The sequence below is a fragment of the Sulfitobacter pacificus genome, assembly GCF_030159975.1.
Lineage (GTDB): Bacteria > Pseudomonadota > Alphaproteobacteria > Rhodobacterales > Rhodobacteraceae > Sulfitobacter > Sulfitobacter pacificus.
Window position 1 is genome coordinate 581,770 of record NZ_BSNL01000001.1, and the last position, 16,687, is coordinate 598,456.

At 55.9% G+C, this 16,687-nt stretch carries 17 protein-coding genes and 1 tRNA gene; 15 read left to right on the top strand and 3 right to left on the bottom strand.

The window, feature by feature from the left end:
• Positions 1-567: 567 nt before the first annotated feature.
• From QQL78_RS02925 to QQL78_RS02935, 3 genes are all read right to left on the bottom strand, one after another.
• The gene (locus tag QQL78_RS02925; RefSeq protein WP_284370395.1) at positions 568-1,500 is read right to left on the bottom strand and encodes a hypothetical protein; all 933 of its coding nucleotides are present in this window, start codon (positions 1,498-1,500) and stop codon (positions 568-570) included.
• Entirely contained in the window at positions 1,497-2,327 is an 831-nt protein-coding gene (locus QQL78_RS02930; protein ID WP_284370397.1) for a hypothetical protein, read from the bottom strand. Before QQL78_RS02930 ends, QQL78_RS02925 begins: the two co-directional genes overlap by 4 nt.
• 200 nt (positions 2,328-2,527) lie before the next feature.
• Positions 2,528-2,617, bottom strand: a tRNA-Ser gene (locus QQL78_RS02935).
• Positions 2,618-2,867: 250 nt separating this feature from the next.
• Between QQL78_RS02935 and QQL78_RS02940 the strand changes: the two genes are divergently transcribed.
• The 15 genes from QQL78_RS02940 to QQL78_RS03010 all read left to right on the top strand — a co-directional run bounded on the left by QQL78_RS02940 (position 2,868) and on the right by QQL78_RS03010 (position 16,684).
• Positions 2,868-3,446, top strand: a complete 579-nt coding sequence (locus QQL78_RS02940) for a TetR/AcrR family transcriptional regulator (RefSeq protein ID WP_284370399.1) — start codon at positions 2,868-2,870, stop codon at positions 3,444-3,446.
• Positions 3,447-3,499: 53 nt separating this feature from the next.
• The gene (locus QQL78_RS02945) at positions 3,500-4,564 is read left to right on the top strand and encodes a C4-dicarboxylate TRAP transporter substrate-binding protein (RefSeq protein ID WP_284370401.1); all 1,065 of its coding nucleotides are present in this window, start codon (positions 3,500-3,502) and stop codon (positions 4,562-4,564) included.
• A 9-nt stretch (positions 4,565-4,573) separates the two neighbouring features.
• Entirely contained in the window at positions 4,574-5,137 is a 564-nt protein-coding gene (locus QQL78_RS02950; RefSeq protein WP_284370403.1) for a TRAP transporter small permease subunit, read from the top strand.
• Positions 5,124-6,428 (top strand): TRAP transporter large permease, encoded by a 1,305-nt coding sequence (locus QQL78_RS02955; protein WP_284370406.1) that lies wholly within the window; start codon positions 5,124-5,126, stop codon positions 6,426-6,428. The genes QQL78_RS02950 and QQL78_RS02955 overlap by 14 nt, the downstream gene beginning before the upstream one ends.
• Positions 6,428-7,210: a cyclase family protein gene (locus QQL78_RS02960; protein WP_284370408.1), complete on the top strand. Its 783-nt coding sequence runs from the start codon at positions 6,428-6,430 to the stop codon at positions 7,208-7,210. The genes QQL78_RS02955 and QQL78_RS02960 overlap by 1 nt, the downstream gene beginning before the upstream one ends.
• Before the next feature lie 9 nt (positions 7,211-7,219).
• Positions 7,220-8,152 carry a 3,5-dioxohexanoate:acetyl-CoA acetone transferase gene (kce, locus tag QQL78_RS02965; RefSeq protein ID WP_284370410.1) on the top strand — a complete coding sequence of 311 codons (933 nt, stop codon included), beginning with the start codon at positions 7,220-7,222 and terminating at the stop codon, positions 8,150-8,152.
• A complete protein-coding gene (locus QQL78_RS02970) occupies positions 8,152-8,901 on the top strand; it encodes a glutathione S-transferase family protein (RefSeq protein ID WP_284370412.1) in 750 nt (249 codons plus the stop codon). The genes kce and QQL78_RS02970 overlap by 1 nt, the downstream gene beginning before the upstream one ends.
• Before the next feature lie 3 nt (positions 8,902-8,904).
• Positions 8,905-9,927 (top strand): SMP-30/gluconolactonase/LRE family protein, encoded by a 1,023-nt coding sequence (locus QQL78_RS02975; protein WP_284370414.1) that lies wholly within the window; start codon positions 8,905-8,907, stop codon positions 9,925-9,927.
• 177 nt (positions 9,928-10,104) lie between these two features.
• The gene (locus tag QQL78_RS02980; RefSeq protein ID WP_284370416.1) at positions 10,105-11,589 is read left to right on the top strand and encodes an ABC transporter substrate-binding protein; all 1,485 of its coding nucleotides are present in this window, start codon (positions 10,105-10,107) and stop codon (positions 11,587-11,589) included.
• A gap of 52 nt (positions 11,590-11,641) precedes the next feature.
• Positions 11,642-12,586 carry an ABC transporter permease gene (locus tag QQL78_RS02985; RefSeq protein WP_284370418.1) on the top strand — a complete coding sequence of 315 codons (945 nt, stop codon included), beginning with the start codon at positions 11,642-11,644 and terminating at the stop codon, positions 12,584-12,586.
• Positions 12,583-13,401: an ABC transporter permease gene (locus QQL78_RS02990; RefSeq protein WP_284370420.1), complete on the top strand. Its 819-nt coding sequence runs from the start codon at positions 12,583-12,585 to the stop codon at positions 13,399-13,401. The genes QQL78_RS02985 and QQL78_RS02990 overlap by 4 nt, the downstream gene beginning before the upstream one ends.
• Position 13,402: 1 nt before the next feature.
• Positions 13,403-14,365 (top strand): ABC transporter ATP-binding protein, encoded by a 963-nt coding sequence (locus QQL78_RS02995; RefSeq protein ID WP_284370422.1) that lies wholly within the window; start codon positions 13,403-13,405, stop codon positions 14,363-14,365.
• Positions 14,362-15,135, top strand: coding sequence for an ATP-binding cassette domain-containing protein (locus QQL78_RS03000; protein ID WP_284370424.1), 774 nt, complete (start codon positions 14,362-14,364; stop codon positions 15,133-15,135). Before QQL78_RS02995 ends, QQL78_RS03000 begins: the two co-directional genes overlap by 4 nt.
• Positions 15,132-15,938, top strand: a complete 807-nt coding sequence (locus QQL78_RS03005; protein WP_284370426.1) for a metallophosphoesterase family protein — start codon at positions 15,132-15,134, stop codon at positions 15,936-15,938. Before QQL78_RS03000 ends, QQL78_RS03005 begins: the two co-directional genes overlap by 4 nt.
• The gene (locus tag QQL78_RS03010) at positions 15,935-16,684 is read left to right on the top strand and encodes a tyrosine-protein phosphatase (RefSeq protein ID WP_284370428.1); all 750 of its coding nucleotides are present in this window, start codon (positions 15,935-15,937) and stop codon (positions 16,682-16,684) included. The genes QQL78_RS03005 and QQL78_RS03010 overlap by 4 nt, the downstream gene beginning before the upstream one ends.
• Positions 16,685-16,687 lie beyond the last annotated feature (3 nt).

Sequence of the window (16,687 nt, forward strand, 5' to 3'; positions counted from 1 at the left end):
CGGTTTTTGCCCGGTTACAGAGAACTCGATAGATCCGCGAAAACGCGCATAAGTGAGTTTTCATTGGTGTGGCAGTTATTTGAGAGACAACACTTTCAAAACAACGCGACAGCCCAAAAAGTGCGCGTTGATCCTTGGTTCGGAGAAGATCAGGTTCAGATAATGGTAAGCGCTCACCGTGCACGTCAATACTTCATAGATCGCTATGTTGAAGGTGAGAATTCTGAGGCAAGGTTGGGTCATCTGATTGGGAACCAAGGGGCTAACCTTAGGAACTGTATTGTCGAAGGCTTGGTAAGAGAAGCTGACACAATCGCTGCCACACGAGCCTGTGGCGCAGTTTGTATGAGATTAAGAAACAACCTCTTTCATGGAGTAAAGGCAAATTATGGGTACCGAGACCAGAAAGACAATTTCAAACATGGTATCATCTTTATGAATTCTTGTATTGCGACACGGCCTTAGGCGCATCTCTTGCTCACGAGATTGTCAGAGGCCAGCAAAAATATCATGTTCCGAAGTGCGGCAAAGGCGTCAGTCGGCTTGCTTAGAAGCTAAAATATATACCTAAAGTTCAGCCGTTTCGCGCCTCACAATATGCTCACCAATTTGCTCAGCTCCTGCTAGCGTTCGCAACATTATCTGCTCTCTGTCCGCTTGCGCAGTCAACTCTCTAAGGTGCTCTTGTATTCTCTCGATTGATCTTCTCGGCTTGTCCAAATAGCGATGCTGAGGGAAATCAACCAACATCTCAAAAGATTTTGTATCACGGGACGCGGGTTCCAGTTTCTCGCGTTGAACAGCTAAATCCCACATTCGTTGTTTCAACATTCCAACTGTCGCCGTGGGTTGATCGACATTGAACCGATCAATGTTCGCGGATAGTTTCATACCATCATAGTCAATCTTAATCCGCGCATTTGCTCTTGCACGTTTTTCACGCCGATTGCGAACATCCTCATGAAAATATCCTAGCAAGTTCGAATGCCTTCTTTCAACCACACCGAGTACTTGAACTGGCAGTCTTTCTAAGCGACGTTCGATTTTATTACTAGCAATAGCGATGACGTCACCCGCAGTGCTTGGTTCGTGCTTTTCGGCCTTTTCATAGAACGATGAGAGCGAAGCCATCCAAAGCGTTGCAGTATCTTTTGCAGACAGCCCAACGCTTGTCTGACATTCACCGATAGCCAACCCATCAACTGGAAAATTTAGATCAGATAAAGAAGAAATGCCATCCGACAGGTTTTGGTCTAACCAATCGATAGCAATCTCAACCGACAACATTAGCGGCATTGCTCGCTCATCGTATAAGCAACCAAGACGAGCCAAACGGTTGGCCACCTCAACATGAAAGCCGTCAGCGTCTTTGGCGATAATCCCGACAACAAAGCGTTCCCATGACGCATCTTTGGGATGGCACAAAATTGGTGCCCAAGTAACCGAACGAGCATTGTCGATAACTGGGAAGTCTTCAAACTGTAAGTTGATATGGCTCAAAGTATAGTCTCCATCACCAAAGCATCTTTAGCGTGTTCTGACACTTTGCCCAAGCGAACTATCAAAAAATTCTTCGCAGCGACCTTATCAGCTTCTGAAAGACCGAAAGCGTTGGTGTAAAAGTCAATGGGTTCGTTCACATCAATCCGTTTTGCGTTCTCAACAAACATTTCCGTGCTTAGCAAACACAGATCCTTTTGTACTGTAGTCAGAAAAGGGGTAGCCCAAACCTTCAACATATTCGTAAACGATTTTTCTGGAACCAGATCCCCGGGCTTCCATGCCTCGCCCGTGAAGGATCTACCATGATCTATTAGCCATACTTTGGGTTCACCATCGGAGCCTTTACCGCCAAAGACTATGTTGCCCAAATTTCGGTCTGTGTTGGCCAGCCAAGTGTCAAAGGCGTAGAGTTCGCCCAGCTTGTCCCAGCAAGCAATTTGAGGCACGAATTTACTGAGGCAAGCCATGCAAGCTTCTTCACTTTGCCCATCACGCCAGCCCATCGCCATCTTGAGGCTTGGAGAAGGAATTTCTTCAGAAACATAAACCAGTTTGCTACCGTTTCCTAGGGACGGAGCCTTTGAAAGATGTTGTGTTTCTCCGCCGACCATTCCCAGATAAACACTGGGAATAGGTAACCCGAGTGCACGAAGCACCACAAAAGAGACCAATTCGTTAAACAACTCACGAATTGGTAAGTCCTTAACAATCGCCGAGAATGGGGCGTTGAAGCCCTTAGGTTGAACAAGCGCCTTAAACGTTTGATTTAGATTGCCTTGTTTGAAAGGGAGCAACCCCCCCATCACAGATACTAATTCTACCATAGGCCCCCATCAATCCCAATTTAGGACCACCTTGGAAGAAGAAACGCGCTTTGTCGATGGCATCAAGATAATCTAAACCATCTCGAAGACCGTTTATTAGAACTGACGTCCACTCACAAAGAATTGGCGGTTAAATTGGGGGACGCTGGATACAAGAAACCCCCTAGAAGATTGATTTAATTCAAAAAACTTGGGGTTTCTGGCGGAGACGAAGGGATTCGAACCCTCGAGACCCTTCCGGGCCTACTCCCTTAGCAGGGGAGCGCCTTCGACCACTCGGCCACGTCTCCGCTGACCGCTATACAAGGGGCTTTTACCTTTGAACAAGTGCAAAACCGACAGAAACTGAAAAAACCGTAGCACTTGCGATAAATCCCCGTCCGGCAGGCCGGTCGTAACGTGGTTTCCGTGAGGATCAGCTATTTTCGGGTCAACTGAACATAGTTTACAAATTTCTTGACTGATCGATCAGTTAGAATTTAGCCTGACAAAAACGGGGGAATCATTTTGGCGGCGGGACAGGATACAAAAGCGCGCGTTTTGGACGCTGCGGAAAAGAACTTTGCTGCGCTGGGGTTTGCCGGTGCGAGCATGAAGGCAATCGCGCGGGATGCTGAAGTTGCGCAGGGGCTGCTGCACTATCACTTCCACACCAAAGTCGAACTTTACCAAGGGGTCATTGCGCGACGCTCTGCGGCGATCAACGAAGCTCGTTTCGCGCGGTTGGAGCAGGTGGACATGCAGGCACCTGATGCGGTGGAAAAGGTGTTTGAGGCCTTTCTGGCCCCACCCTTTGATACAGGCGGCGTTGATACGGGGTATCCGCAGATGCTGGCCCGTTTGGTGGTTGGCGATGATCTTGACCAGCAATTGGTGCGGGACAATTACGATGCCTGCGCGGAAAAATTCATCGACGCGCTTACGCAGCTTTTGCCCGACATCGAGCGGTATCAAATCGCCCATTCCTACACCACGGCCATCGGCGCAATGATCTCGGCCTTTTCCAATACCAAAAGGGCAGAAAGCCTCGCCAATCTGCCGAATGAACAACACGAAACATCTGATGAAACGGTTCAGCGTCTGGTCAGGTTCTGCGCCGCAGGGACACGCGCATTTTGAGACGGCCAAACACGGCAGGCCGCGTAATTTCTAATCTTGGAGGAGAGAAGACAATGAAAACGATTTTGAACCTATCCGCTGTGGCTGGGGTGGTGATGGCGCTACAGGGCACAACGGCGCTTGCCGCTGATTACAGTGTTACCGCCGCCGCAGGTCACCCGCCGGTGTTCCGCTGGGTGCGTATGTTCCCCGACAGCTTTGGCCCTGCCGTTAACAAACATCTGGCAGGGCAGGGGGATACACTGACAATTGACGGCCAATTTGGTGGTGCGATCGCCGGTGTTGGGGAAGAACTTGAAACCGTCGGGGCAGGGCTTGCCGAGATCGGCACCTGCCAGTCGCTGTTCGATCCGGCCAAGCTCGCCGTTCAGAACGTGACATATTATACCCCGTTCATCACCGATGACACCAATACCGTCGCCAAAGTTATCAATGACATGCACCGCGACGATCCGCGTATGACAGCAGCCTACGAAGAGAATGATGTGGTATATCTGGGCGCGCCGATCATCATTGACGACTATTTGCTGATGACCAACTTTCCGGTCAATTCGGTAGCCGACCTTGAGGGGCGCAAGATTGCGGCACCGGGTGCGGCGCTGAACTGGTTGTCGGGCACTGGTGCGGTTGGGGTCTCCGGGAACCTGACCACCTATTATAATGAACTCAAGACCGGTGTATATGACGGCGTTATCGTGTTTGCATCGGCTGCTTTGCCGGGCAAGCTATACGAGGTTGCACCCAACATCACCCGTGCAGGGATGGGGGCACAATATGCAGGCGCGATCTGTGCCAATAAGGATTGGTATGATGGCCTGCCAGAGCATGTTCAAGCCGCTTTGAAAGCGGGCGCAGATGAAGCTATGGAATGGTATCTGGCGGATCTGAACGCAGCTGTCGAAACCTCCTTTGCCAAGATGCAAGAAGCGGGCGCTACCGTTTCTGTCATGCCGCAAGACGCGCGCAAGGCCTGGGCGGATGGGATGGATAACGCTGCCAAATCCTGGGCGGAAGGTCTGGATGGTCAGGGCCTGCCGGCAACTGCGCTGCTGGGCGACTACATGAACGCCCTGCGGGATGCGGGGGCCATGCCTTTGCGCAACTGGGATCAGGAATAAACTGAAACCATGGGAAACCAACCCAATATTGAAGCGCTCAACACCGGAGAAATTCCCGGTGTTGGCCGCATCCAGCGGTCCATCCTGTCTGTGACCCGCGCGATGAACATCGTCGGATCACTGCTGATTTTCGCGCTTGTTGTGCTGATTGGCATTGACGTGGGCGGCCGCAACCTTTTTGGCATCCCGCTGTCCGGTGTGCCAGAGATGGTCGGGCTCTCGATCATCGTTATCGTATTCTTACAGGCCCCTCAGGCGCTTCAACTGGGACGTATGACGCGCTCGGATACCGTGCTGAACCTGTTGAGGGACCGCGCACCCAAAGCGGCCCGACTGGTCGAAACCCTGTTTGATCTGATGGGCGTTTTTGTCTTTGGGGTCATCATCTATGGCACCTGGCCGATGTTGCAAAAAGCATGGACCAGAAACGAGTTTGTCGGTGCCGTTGGCGATTTCACGGCACCGGTCTGGCCGGTACGGGTGGCTGTTGTGGTCGGTTCTGCTTTGCTGATGCTCAACTTCCTTTTGCATATCGTGAACCGATGGAAAGGGGCGCGTCATGACACCGTTTGATATCGGGCTGATCGCCTTGATTGTGATGGTCTTGCTGGTACTTGCCGGGCTTTATATTCCGGTCGCTTTGATGATCACCTCATTTGGCGGGGTCTGGGCCATCAAGGGCAACAGCGCGCTGGCGGTCAAACTGATGGCATTGGCGGCAAATGATGCCATCGCGAATTACTTCTTCGGCATTGTGCCCTTGTTTGTATTGATGGGGTTCATCGTTGCGGAAACGGGAATGGGGCAGGACGCCTATAGCGTGGCCAATGCGGCGTTCCGACGGATTAAAGGCGGCTTGGGCGTGGGCACGGTTGCAGCCAATGCGATTTTCGCCGCCATCACCGGCATCTCGATTGCCTCGGCTGCGGTGTTCACCAAAATCGCGGTGCCCGAAATGATCCGCCACGGGTATTCCCCGCGCTTTGCAACTGGGGTTGTGGCGGGCAGCTCGGTGTTGGGCATGTTGATACCGCCCAGCCTGCTGTTGATCCTATTCGCGATCCTGACAGAACAATCGGTCGGTGACATGTTTGTCGCCGGGGTCATCCCCGGGCTCCTGCTGGCAACCCTGTTTGTGGTTGGCATTCTGGCGACCGCCTATCTGGCACCGCATCGGCTGGGTAACATCAGCTACGCAGGCGGGGCGGATGAAGGGTTTGGCACGCTGTTGCGTCAGGGGCTGCCGATTGTTGCGTTGATCGTGATTGTCTTGGGCGGTATCTACACCGGGTTCTTCACCCCGGTAGAGGCCGGGGCCATCGGCGCGATTTTCGCCCTGTTGTTCGGTGCGCTTTCGGGCAAGCTTTCATGGCAAAAACTGATCCGCATTCTGATTGATACGGGGCTGGTGACCGCATCGATTTGCCTGTTGATCATCGCGGCGCAAATCTATTCGCGGATGTTGGCTTTCTCTGGCCTGCCGGCAGGGTTGGCCGAGTTCACATCATCTGCTGACCTTGGATATTGGGGGCTGATGCTGCTCTATGTCGGGGTGCTGATCTGTATGGGCATGATCCTCGACAGTTCGTCGATCCTGCTGATCATGGTGCCAATCATGATGCCGGTGGTGACGCCGATGGACATCAATCTGATCTGGTTTGGCATTGTCACAATCGTGGCGGTCGAGATTGGATTGCTGACGCCCCCCTTCGGCATCTCGGTTTATGTGATCAAGGCAACGTTGGATGACGACAGTATCTCCCTTGTCGATATCTTCCGCGGGGCGTTTCCCTTTGCTGTCCTGATGATGGTTCTGGTCGCGCTTCTTCTCTTCTTTCCGGTTTTGGCAACAGGACTTCTGTAATGACCCTTTCACGAAAATTCATCGATATCTCTGTCGCCCTGGAAGCGGGCATTCCGTCCGATCCCCCCATCATGCTGCCGGAAATCGATTACTTCGATCACAGCCAGACCGCAGGCCAGATTGCGGGTTTTTTCCCCGGCCTCAAGGATTACGATCTCCCCGGCGGGGAAGGCTGGGCGGTAGAGACATTGCGCATCAGCAGCCACAACGGCACCCATCTTGATGCGCCTTATCACCATCATTCCACCATGAACGGCGGAGAGCGGGCGATTACCATCGATGAGGTGCCGCTGGAATGGTGCCAGAATCCGGGTGTGAAACTGGACTTTCGGCATCTGCCTGACGGGCATATTGTGACCCCTGCCGAAGTAGAAGCCGAACTGGCCCGCATCAAGCATGAGCTGCAACCATTTGATATCGTTGTGGTCAACACCTCGGCCGGTGCGAAATACGGACAGGACGATTATCTTGATAGCGGCTGTGGCATGGGGCGTGATGCGACGCTTTGGCTGCTGGAACGCGGCGTGCGGATCACGGGCACCGATGCCTGGTCATGGGATGCACCATTCTCGATTACCGCCCGGCGTTGGGCCGAAAACCCTGACCCCAGTATCATTTGGGAAGGGCATCGCGCCTCTATCGATATCGGCTATTGCCACATCGAAAAGCTGTCCAACCTCGAAGCGCTGCCTGCGACAGGTTTCACGATCAGCTGCTTTCCCATCAAACTTAAAAACGGCTCTGCGGGCTTTACCCGGGCTGTTGCGATCATTGAAGAATAGGACCCGAATATGGCCCCTCGTAAAGTTATCATCACCTGTGCGGTTACCGGCGCAATCCATACGCCAACCATGTCGGATGCCTTGCCCTATACGCCAGACGAGATTGCCAAACAGGCGATTGATGCAGCCGAAGCCGGTGCCGCGATTGTCCACCTGCATGCGCGCAATCCAAAGAACGGATCAATCTCGATTGATCCCAAGGATTTCATGGCCTTTCTGCCGCGCATCAAACAAAGCACGGATGCTGTGGTGAATATTTCTACCGGCGGTTCAATGCTGACGCCCATCGAAGACAGGATCGCACCGGCGCGCAGCGCGTCGGCGGAAATGAGTTCGATGAACATGGGGTCGATGAATTTTTCCTTCCATGGGCTGGCGGACCGCTACAAGGAATTCAAATTCGACTGGGAAGAGGAATATATCCGCAATTCCGAAGGGTTTATTTTCCGCAATTCCTTTGCCGATATCGCACAGGTGGCGCGCCAGTTGGGCCATGAACATCAGGTGAAGTTTGAGCATGAATGTTATGATGTGGGCCACCTCTATAACCTTAAGTTCTGCCTGGATCAGGGCATGTTCAAAGCACCGCTGTTCATCCAGTTTGTGATGGGCATTCTTGGCGGCATCGGTGCCGAGGTCGAAAACCTTGTGTTTATGAAACAGACCGCCGACCGGCTGTTTGGCGACAGCTACCAATGGTCTGTTCTGGGGGCCGGCAACGCACAGATGAAACTTGCGCCAATCGCTGCCGAAATGGGCGGCAACGTGCGGGTGGGTCTGGAAGACTCTCTGTTTATCGAACGGGGGAAACTCGCGACCTCAAATGCGCAACAGGTGCGCAAGATCCGCGGCATGCTTGAGGAACGCGGCTATGAAATCGCGACACCGACCGAGGCCCGCGAGATGCTGGGCCTCAAGGGCGGCGACAAGGTGGCCTTCTAATGACAAATCTGGATCTGCACCTCTATCACAGCCCCTATTCCACGTGTTCACAGAAGGTCCGGCTTTGCCTCTGGGAGAAAAACCTGCCTTTCGAGGTGACCGAAATTCACTTCTGGAAGAACGAGCATCTGACGCCGGAGTATCTGGCGCTGAACCCCAATGGCGTGGTGCCGACCTTGCTGCACAAGGGGGAGCCGATCATCGACAGTTCGGTCATCGTTGAATATCTGGACGAGGTTTTTCCCGAGACACCGATGTCGCCACCCGATGCCATGGGACGTGCGCGGATGCGGGCCTGGATGCGCTATCTCGAAGAGGTGCCGACAACCGCGATCCGCGTGCCTTCTTTCAACAAGGTCTTTGTGCAGCTTTGGCAGGATAAATCCGACGCCGAAATCGCCGCACAGGCTGATGCCCGTCCACTGCGCAAGGGCATGTATCAGGAAATGGGGCGACAGGGGTTTGGTGCGGATAAATATGATGACTCGATTGAACGTTTGTCGATGACCATTGATCGCATGGAAAAGGCGTTGGACAAAAATCAGTGGCTTTGTGGGGACTACATGATGCTGCCCGATATCTGTGTCGTGCCGACGATCGACAGGATGGCAGATATTGGCCTTGCCCATCTTTGGGACAATGCCCCCAATGTGCAGCGTTGGTGGGCTGCGGTCAAATCACGGCCCAGTTTTGACAAGACCTACTATGAGGGCAGCCGGGTCTCCAGCCGTTATGCGATAGAGGAATAGGCCATGTCCGCGAACCCCATCGACGGCTTTCAGATTGATCCGGCATCCCTGCAATATGCGGGTCAGGACCTACAGCGTCCCGAGTGTATACTGGCGGAACGTAACGGGTCACTTTGGTCGGCGGATGCGCGTGGCGGGGTGATGCACATCAGGCCGGACGGGAGCCAAGCCCTAATCACACAGAACATCAAGGATGACTTCGCAACCTCGGAAAATGAAGCAGACCGTTTCACCCAAGGCACATTGCCCAACGGGCTTGCCTTTGCCCAAAGCGGTGACATTCTGATCGCAAACTTTGGCACCGACCGGCTTGAAATCATGACGCGCAGTGGCGAAAGCCGGGTCTTGCATGATCAGATCAACGGGCGCGCGATTGGCAAAGTGAACTTTGTTCTGCGCGACAGCAAAGGGCGAATGTGGCTGACCGTCTCGACAACCATACCCAACTGGATGCAGGCGGTTTCACCCAATCTTGCGGATGGTTTTGTGGCGCTGGCGGATGAAAACGGCTTGCGCATCGTGGCAGAAGGGTTTGCCTTCACCAATGAAATCCGCCTCGATGCGAAGGAAGAGTGGCTGTATGTCGTGGAAACCACCGGCATGCGCATTACCCGTCTGCGGGTGGCTCCTGATGGCAGCCTGACGGATCGCGAAATCTTCGGGCCGCAAAGCCACGGCAGCTTTATTGACGGTATCGCCTTTGATTCCTTTGGTAATCTCTGGGGCACCCATATTTTCACGGATCACATTTTTGCCCTGACACCCGAGGGTGATCTGCGGATTTTGCTGGATGATGATCATGGATCAGCTGAAGGCAAAGCGTTGCTGGCAGCATTCAAGCAGGACGCGGTGACCCCGGAATTGCAACTGGCCTGCGGCGGAGAAATCGCACCGTGGATGGCAAGCGTTACTTTCGGTGGCCCTGACCTTCGGACCGTTTACATCGGCAGCCTGCGTGGCACGTCGATTCCTTACTTCAGATCACCGCTTGCCGGTCTGCCTATGGCCCATTGGCACGATGTCTGATCGTGATGGCGCGGCAGAGGATTGTCTTTGCCGACTTAAACACAGCGCGCGGCGGGGCGGGCTGACCTGGAAAAAAGGCGATAATAGTTGACCCGCACCGTTGTCTGTTTCTAGCTTGTTACAAAGCACGCGTATGTCCGCGCCTGTTGACACAAGCATTCGACCTTGGGGGTTCACATGATGCATATTCACAAATCACTTCAATTCACCGCTTTTGCGATGGCGCTTGGCTTCAGTGTAACTGCGGCCCATGCCGCCGACCTTGTGATCGGTATGCAACAGGAACCAACGTCACTGGACCCGACATCCGACGCGACAGCCTCCATTGACGGGATGATGACCCAGAACGTCTATGAATCGCTGACCATTGTGGCTGAAAACGGCGAAGTGCAGCCAAACCTGGCCACCTCCTGGGAGGTGTCAGAGGATGGGTTGACCTATACCTTTACGCTGACAGATGCCGCGCAGTTTCATGACGGCACCGCCTTTGATTCCGAAGATGTCCTGTTCTCCTTCAACCGCGCCATGGCCGAGGACAGTGTGAACCCCTCAAAGGGCATTTTTAAACCCATTGAAAGTGTCACGGCACCTGACGCCCGAACGGTGCAGATCAAGCTCAAGAACAAGGATGCGTTCTTCCTGTTCAACATGGGGCAGGGCGATAGTGCCATTGTTGCGGCTGAATCGGTGGAGACCAACAACGCCACGCCGGTGGGCACAGGTCCGTTCAAGTTCGACAGCTGGACACGCGGCGACCGTTTGACGATGGTCAAAAACCCCGATCACCGCGATGCTGCTTCTGTGGCACTGGACAAGGTGACCTATCGTTTCATTTCTGACCCTGCGGCAGCCACGGCTGCGATGATGGCCGAAGAACTGGACGCCTTCCCCGGTTTCCCGGCACCGGAATTGCTGGAACAGTTCGAGGCCGATCCACGGTTCCGCGTCAATCTGGGCAGCACCGAAGGCGAGGTGATCCTGGCGATGAACAATGCCAAGCCGCCGTTTGACAATATCGAAGTGCGCCGCGCCGTTTCCACAGCCATCAACCGTGACGAGATCATCGACGGTGCCATGTATGGCAAGGCGACCCCTATCGGCAGCTTCTACCCGCCCCACGGCAAGGCCTATGTCGATCTGACCGGCGCTTATCCAACGGATTCAGCCAAGGCGAAAGAGATGTTTGAAGCGGCTGGCGTTGCGGGCACCACGATGACCCTGCGCGTACCGCCGTTTCCCTATGCGACACGTTCGGCAGAGATCATTCAGGCACAGCTTGCAGATGCGGGCATTGATGCCAAGGTTGAAAATGTCGAATGGGGTTTCTGGATTGACGAGATCTACAAGAAACAGAACTACGACATGACGATCATCGCCCATACCAGCCCCAATGACATGGGCAACTTTGCCCGCGGGCCCAAGTATTTCTACGGCTATGATGATCCGAAAATGACCGCTCTGTGGGAGAATATTTCCACCGAGGCGGATGCGGACAAGCGCGATATGCTGTTGAAAGAAGGGCAGCAGTATCTGTCCGATCAGGCGGTGCATGGTTTCCTGTTCCAGCTGCCGCTGCTGGGTGTGTTCCGTACCGAGGTGCAGGGATATTGGTCCTCTGCGCCGGTGCTCTATACGCCGTTGAAAGGCGTGTCCAAAGGTTGAAACACCACCTGAAAGCGGAGGGGGCAACCCCTCCCGCTGGGCGATACCTTTTATGAGTTATTTTCTGTTGCGCCGGACAATCGGCTTTCTGGCAACGTTGATTGCCGTGTCGATAGTTGTATTTGCGGTGATGAATGTGCTGCCGGGCGATCCGGCGCTGACCATTCTGGGGCTGGACGCAACCGATGACGCACTGGCCGCGCTGCGCGAAGACCTAGGTCTGAACGATCCGCTGCTGAGCCGCTATTTCGCTTGGGTGGGCGGGGCGCTTGTCGGCGATTTAGGCATCAGTCATTCTTTCCGCGTACCCGTCGCAGAGCTGATCGCAGAACGCCTGCCGATGACCATCTCACTGGCGGTTGCGGGCATGATCATTACCTTGATGATCGCACTGAGCGTCGGCATCTATGCGGCGTCCCATCATGGCAAAGCAGGGGATTGGGCAACGATGTTCCTTAGCCAGCTGGGCATCGCGGTACCGGCCTTCTGGCTGTCGATCCTGCTGGTGCTTTTGTTTGCGGTCAACCTGCGCTGGTTGCCGCCCGGTGGCTTTGCGGGCTGGTCTGATCCGCTGGCCGCAATACGATCATTGATCCTGCCAACGGTGGCGCTGGCACTTGTGCAATCTGCGGTGCTGGCGCGGGTCACGCGATCCTCTGCACTTGAAGTCATGCGTCAGGATTTCACCCGCACTGCCCGCGCCTCCGGCCTGTCGCAGCGGCGTATCCTGTGGCGGCATGTGCTGCCCAACGCGCTAGTGCCGATTGTCACGATTGTGGGGATGCAGTTTGCTGCCCTTGTTACCGGTACCATCGTCATCGAAAACGTTTTCTATCTGCCCGGTCTGGGACGGCTGATTTTCCAATCCATTGCCAATCGCGACCTGCCTACCGTGCAGGCGCTGGTGATGCTCTTTGCGGTCATTGTGGTGACGGCAAACTTTATCGTTGATCTGCTTTATGTGCTGATCGACCCGCGTCTGAAGGCCCGCAAATGAAGCGACTTCCGGCAAATTTCATGATCGGGGCCATTTTGGTCACGCTGGTTGTCGGGGTGGCGGCCCTGTCGCTGATCTGGACCCCACATGACCCAACCGATCTGAACATTCGCGGCAAATTTGGCCCGCCCACCAGCGTGAACTGGCTTGGGACCGATCAGCTGGGCCGCGACATCGTCAGCCAGCTAATGGCGGCGGCGCGCAATTCGATGACTGTTGCCCTTGTTGCGGTGCTGCTGGGGGGATCCATTGGGGTGGCCCTTGGTCTGCTGGCATCAGCGATTGGCGGCTGGGTTGAGGACATCGTGATGCGGCTGGCCGATCTTGGCTTTGCCTTCCCTGCGCTCTTGTTTGCCATCATGCTGGCAGCGGTCTTTGGTCCCTCACTGACCAATGCGGTGCTTGCCATTGCTTTTATCAACATCCCGATTTTCGCCCGTGTCGCGCGGGCTTCGGCCAATCAGGTCTGGACCCGCGAATATGTGCTGGCGGCGCGGGCGGCAGGGATGAACAAGCTGGTCATCACCCGCGATCATATCCTGCCCAATATCGCCGCTGCTGTGATCGTCCAGGCCACCATTGAATTTGCCGTCGCCATTCTGGCCGAGGCGGCGCTGTCCTATCTGGGGCTTGGCGCACAGCCGCCTGCCTCAAGCTGGGGGCGGATGTTATCCGAGGCGCAAACGCTGATGTACCTTGCACCAGAACTGGCGATCTATCCCGGTCTGTGCATCGTGACAGCGGTTTTGGGCTTTGGCCTGCTTGGGGACGGGTTGCGCGACATCACTGATCCGCGACTGGCGAGGGCACGCTGATATGTTCGAGATGGATCATATGACTGTGCGCTTTCCCAAAGGGGAGGCCCTGCGCGCGGCAAGCATGCGCATTGCACCCGGCGACCGGATGGGGATTGTCGGTGAAAGCGGCTCTGGAAAATCCCTGTTGGCGGCCTGTCTGATGGGGATGGTGCCGGAAAGTGCAGAGCTAAGCGGCAGCCTGACCATTGATGGTGCCGATATGACCCATGTGCCAGAGGATATCTGGCAAACCATTCGTGCGCGCCGTGCGGCGATGATATTTCAGGAACCGATGTCGGCGCTTAACCCCCTGCGCCGCGTCGGCGATACGGTGGCCGAACCCATGCGGGTGCATCTGGGGCTTGGCAAAGCGCAAGCGCGCGCGCGTGTTGTTGAGCTTTTCGAGGAAGTTGGCATTCCCGATCCCGCCGCACGTCTCAGGATGTTTCCCCACGAGCTGTCCGGTGGCCAGCGGCAACGTGTGTTGATTGCGCTGGCGCTGGCCTGTGACCCGGAGCTGTTGATTGCCGATGAACCCACCACCGCGCTGGACGCCAATGTCGCGCTCAAGATCACCGATCTGTTGGTGCATCTCAGCCAGTCGCGCAACATGGCGCTGGTGTTTATCAGTCACGACCTTGCCGCCGTGGCCCGCGCCACCACCGAGATTGCGGTGATGTATGGGGGGGACATTGTTGAACGGGGAAAAACCGATGAGGTGCTCAGCAATCCGGTGCATCCCTATACCCGTGGGTTGCTGGCCGCCCGCCCTGATCCGCGCGCCGTTCCGCGTGATGCGGAAGGCCGACGTCGTCGCTTGCCAACCATTCCCGGCACGGTGCCGCAGCTCAGGGAACTGCCGCAAGGTTGCCGTTTTGCCGGGCGTTGCGCGCTGGAGCGCAGCGAATGCGCCACCGTCAAACCCATGCCTGTGGGCCCCCGTGCAGTGACCTGTCATGTGGTGGCGGAGGAAAGCCCATGACCCTGTTACAGGCACAGGGGCTGACCCGCCGTTACAAGCTACCCCGCACCACGGTGTTTGGGGCCGCCCCGGTATTGACGGCGGTTGCAGATGTCAGTTTTGACATCACTGCCGGGCAGACCCTTGGGGTGGTGGGCGAAAGCGGCTCTGGCAAATCCACCCTCGCGAAGATGGCGATGGCGTTTGAGGCGCCGGACGCGGGCCAGATCCTGTTTGAAGGGCAGGATATTCACGCCCTTGGCTCTACGGATTTGCGCCGCCTGAGGCCTGATTTCCAGATGATCTTTCAAGACCCGTTCAGTTCGCTTGATCCCCGCCGCAAGGTGGGCTGGTCCATTGCGGAACCATTGCGTGCCATGGGGCAAACCGCGCCGGACCGCGTGGCCGAGGCCTTTGAACAGGTTGGGTTACACCCGGCGGACGGCGATAAATATCCGCATGAGTTTTCCGGCGGCCAGCGCCAGCGCATCGCCATTGCCCGCGCCATCATCACCCGCCCCAAGCTGCTGATCGCGGATGAGGCGGTTTCCGCGCTGGATGTTTCGGTACAGGCGCAAATCCTTAATCTGCTGATGGATTTGCAGGATACATTGGGCCTTGGCATCCTGTTTATCAGCCATGATCTGGCTGTTGTTGCCTCGATCTGCGATACGCTGTTGGTAATGCAGCACGGGCAGGCACTGGAGTACGGGGCCGCCTCTGATATTCTGAACAACCCAACCCACGCCTATACCCGTTCCCTTCTGACCGCTGCCGGAGACATGCTTTGACCCGTTTTGTTCACCTGACCGACCTTCACATTTCACACCCTGATGCAAATGACCCCAAGGACCGGGGGACCAGCCGCGACGCCTTGAAGCGCGTGGTGGGGATCATCAACGCAATGGACCCGCAGCCGGAATTTGTTATCGCCAGCGGTGATCTGACAAATTTGGGGGACACGGCCAGCTATGGTTTGGTGCGCGATCTGTTGACCCCGTTAAAGGCACCGCTGGTGATGGCGATGGGCAACCATGATCGACGGGACGGGTTTCGTGCGGTGTTTGGTGGTGATGAAGGGGACGCTCCCTATTTCCACGATAAGGTGCTGGGCGGGCTGCATGTGATCACGCTGGACACGAAGGTGCCTGAACGGGTGGCAGGGGCAATTTGTGATGCGCAATTCAGCTTTCTGAACGAGGCCTTGCAGCGCCATAGCGACCTGCCCAAGCTGATCGTTATGCACCACCCTCCCCGGGTGGATGACAGCGGGCTGCCTTGGGGCACGATTGATCTGGCCTCAACGGAACGTTTGGCCGGGGCGCTGAAGGGGCATCAAATTGCCGGCATCCTGTCCGGCCATATCCACATCAATCAGATCCACCATTGGCATGGCATCCCGATCTGCATCAATTCTGGTCTGGACTACACCATCGACCTTCTGGAGCGCCGCGATTTGCGTTTGCTGGAAGGCACAACCATGGCGATCTGTGAACATCGCACCTCTGGCCTGACGGTCAGCTTTGTCCCGCTAAGCCCTGCCCAAGAGGATCTGGGCACCATCGACCGTGCCAGATTGCTGGCTTTCACATGAAGGACATGCCGCGCCATATTGCCGTTGAGGGCACCTATAATATTCGCGATCTGGGTGGTTATGTCACCGCGCAGGGCACACGGATTCCGCCGCGCCGGTTTCTGCGTGCCGATTGCCTGCACAGGCTGGAGCCGGGGGGCACCGAGCATTTGCTGGGCGAGGGGCTGCGCTGTGTGATTGATCTGCGCACCGTTAACGAGGTGGCGCAGGCCCCCAGCCATTTCGACGGGCTGGCCGGTGTTGATTATGTCAACTTGCCACTGTTTGATGATCTGTCGCCGGCGGCCCTTGCCAATGCCGATGGGGCACATCTGCACCCGCTGGTGCCATTTTACATCCGGGCGCTTGATACCCGCAGCGATGCGCTGCGCGATATCGTGACCCGCATTGCGCAGGTGTCGGACGGGGCGGTCCTGTTCAACTGCACGGCGGGCAAGGACCGCACCGGTATCGTCGCGGCCTTGCTTTTGGGGCTGGCGGGGGTGTCAGAGGCAGAGATCATCGAGGATTACGTGCTGACCGAACAGATGATCCCTGATCTGGTGGCTGAATTCCTGTCCATTTCCCGCGCCAACGGGGGTGATGTGGCCCGTTATGCAACCCTGCTGGAAAGCCCGGCGGATACCATGGCGAAAATGCTGTCCCATCTCAGCGTGCAATATGGTGGCGTAGAGGATTACCTGCTGCACAGCGGCGTGATCCGCAGCGATCTGTTACGCCTGCAAGAGCGGTTGTGCGGTGCCTGAGCG

Bases quoted from the DNA above. Each gene is read 5' to 3' on its own strand.
- QQL78_RS02945 (WP_284370401.1), top strand. From the start codon at position 3,500: ATGAAAACGATTTTGAACCTATCCGCTGTGGCTGGGGTGGTGATGGCG.
- QQL78_RS02980 (WP_284370416.1), top strand. From the start codon at position 10,105: ATGATGCATATTCACAAATCACTTCAATTCACCGCTTTTGCGATGGCG.
- QQL78_RS02970 (WP_284370412.1), top strand. From the start codon at position 8,152: ATGACAAATCTGGATCTGCACCTCTATCACAGCCCCTATTCCACGTGT.
- QQL78_RS02975 (WP_284370414.1), top strand. From the start codon at position 8,905: ATGTCCGCGAACCCCATCGACGGCTTTCAGATTGATCCGGCATCCCTG.
- kce (WP_284370410.1), top strand. From the start codon at position 7,220: ATGGCCCCTCGTAAAGTTATCATCACCTGTGCGGTTACCGGCGCAATC.
- QQL78_RS02990 (WP_284370420.1), top strand. From the start codon at position 12,583: ATGAAGCGACTTCCGGCAAATTTCATGATCGGGGCCATTTTGGTCACG.
- QQL78_RS03010 (WP_284370428.1), top strand. From the start codon at position 15,935: ATGAAGGACATGCCGCGCCATATTGCCGTTGAGGGCACCTATAATATT.
- QQL78_RS02995 (WP_284370422.1), top strand. From the start codon at position 13,403: ATGTTCGAGATGGATCATATGACTGTGCGCTTTCCCAAAGGGGAGGCC.
- QQL78_RS02950 (WP_284370403.1), top strand. From the start codon at position 4,574: ATGGGAAACCAACCCAATATTGAAGCGCTCAACACCGGAGAAATTCCC.
- QQL78_RS02930 (WP_284370397.1), bottom strand. From the start codon at position 2,327: ATGGTAGAATTAGTATCTGTGATGGGGGGGTTGCTCCCTTTCAAACAA.
- QQL78_RS02985 (WP_284370418.1), top strand. From the start codon at position 11,642: ATGAGTTATTTTCTGTTGCGCCGGACAATCGGCTTTCTGGCAACGTTG.
- QQL78_RS02955 (WP_284370406.1), top strand. From the start codon at position 5,124: ATGACACCGTTTGATATCGGGCTGATCGCCTTGATTGTGATGGTCTTG.
- QQL78_RS02960 (WP_284370408.1), top strand. From the start codon at position 6,428: ATGACCCTTTCACGAAAATTCATCGATATCTCTGTCGCCCTGGAAGCG.
- QQL78_RS03000 (WP_284370424.1), top strand. From the start codon at position 14,362: ATGACCCTGTTACAGGCACAGGGGCTGACCCGCCGTTACAAGCTACCC.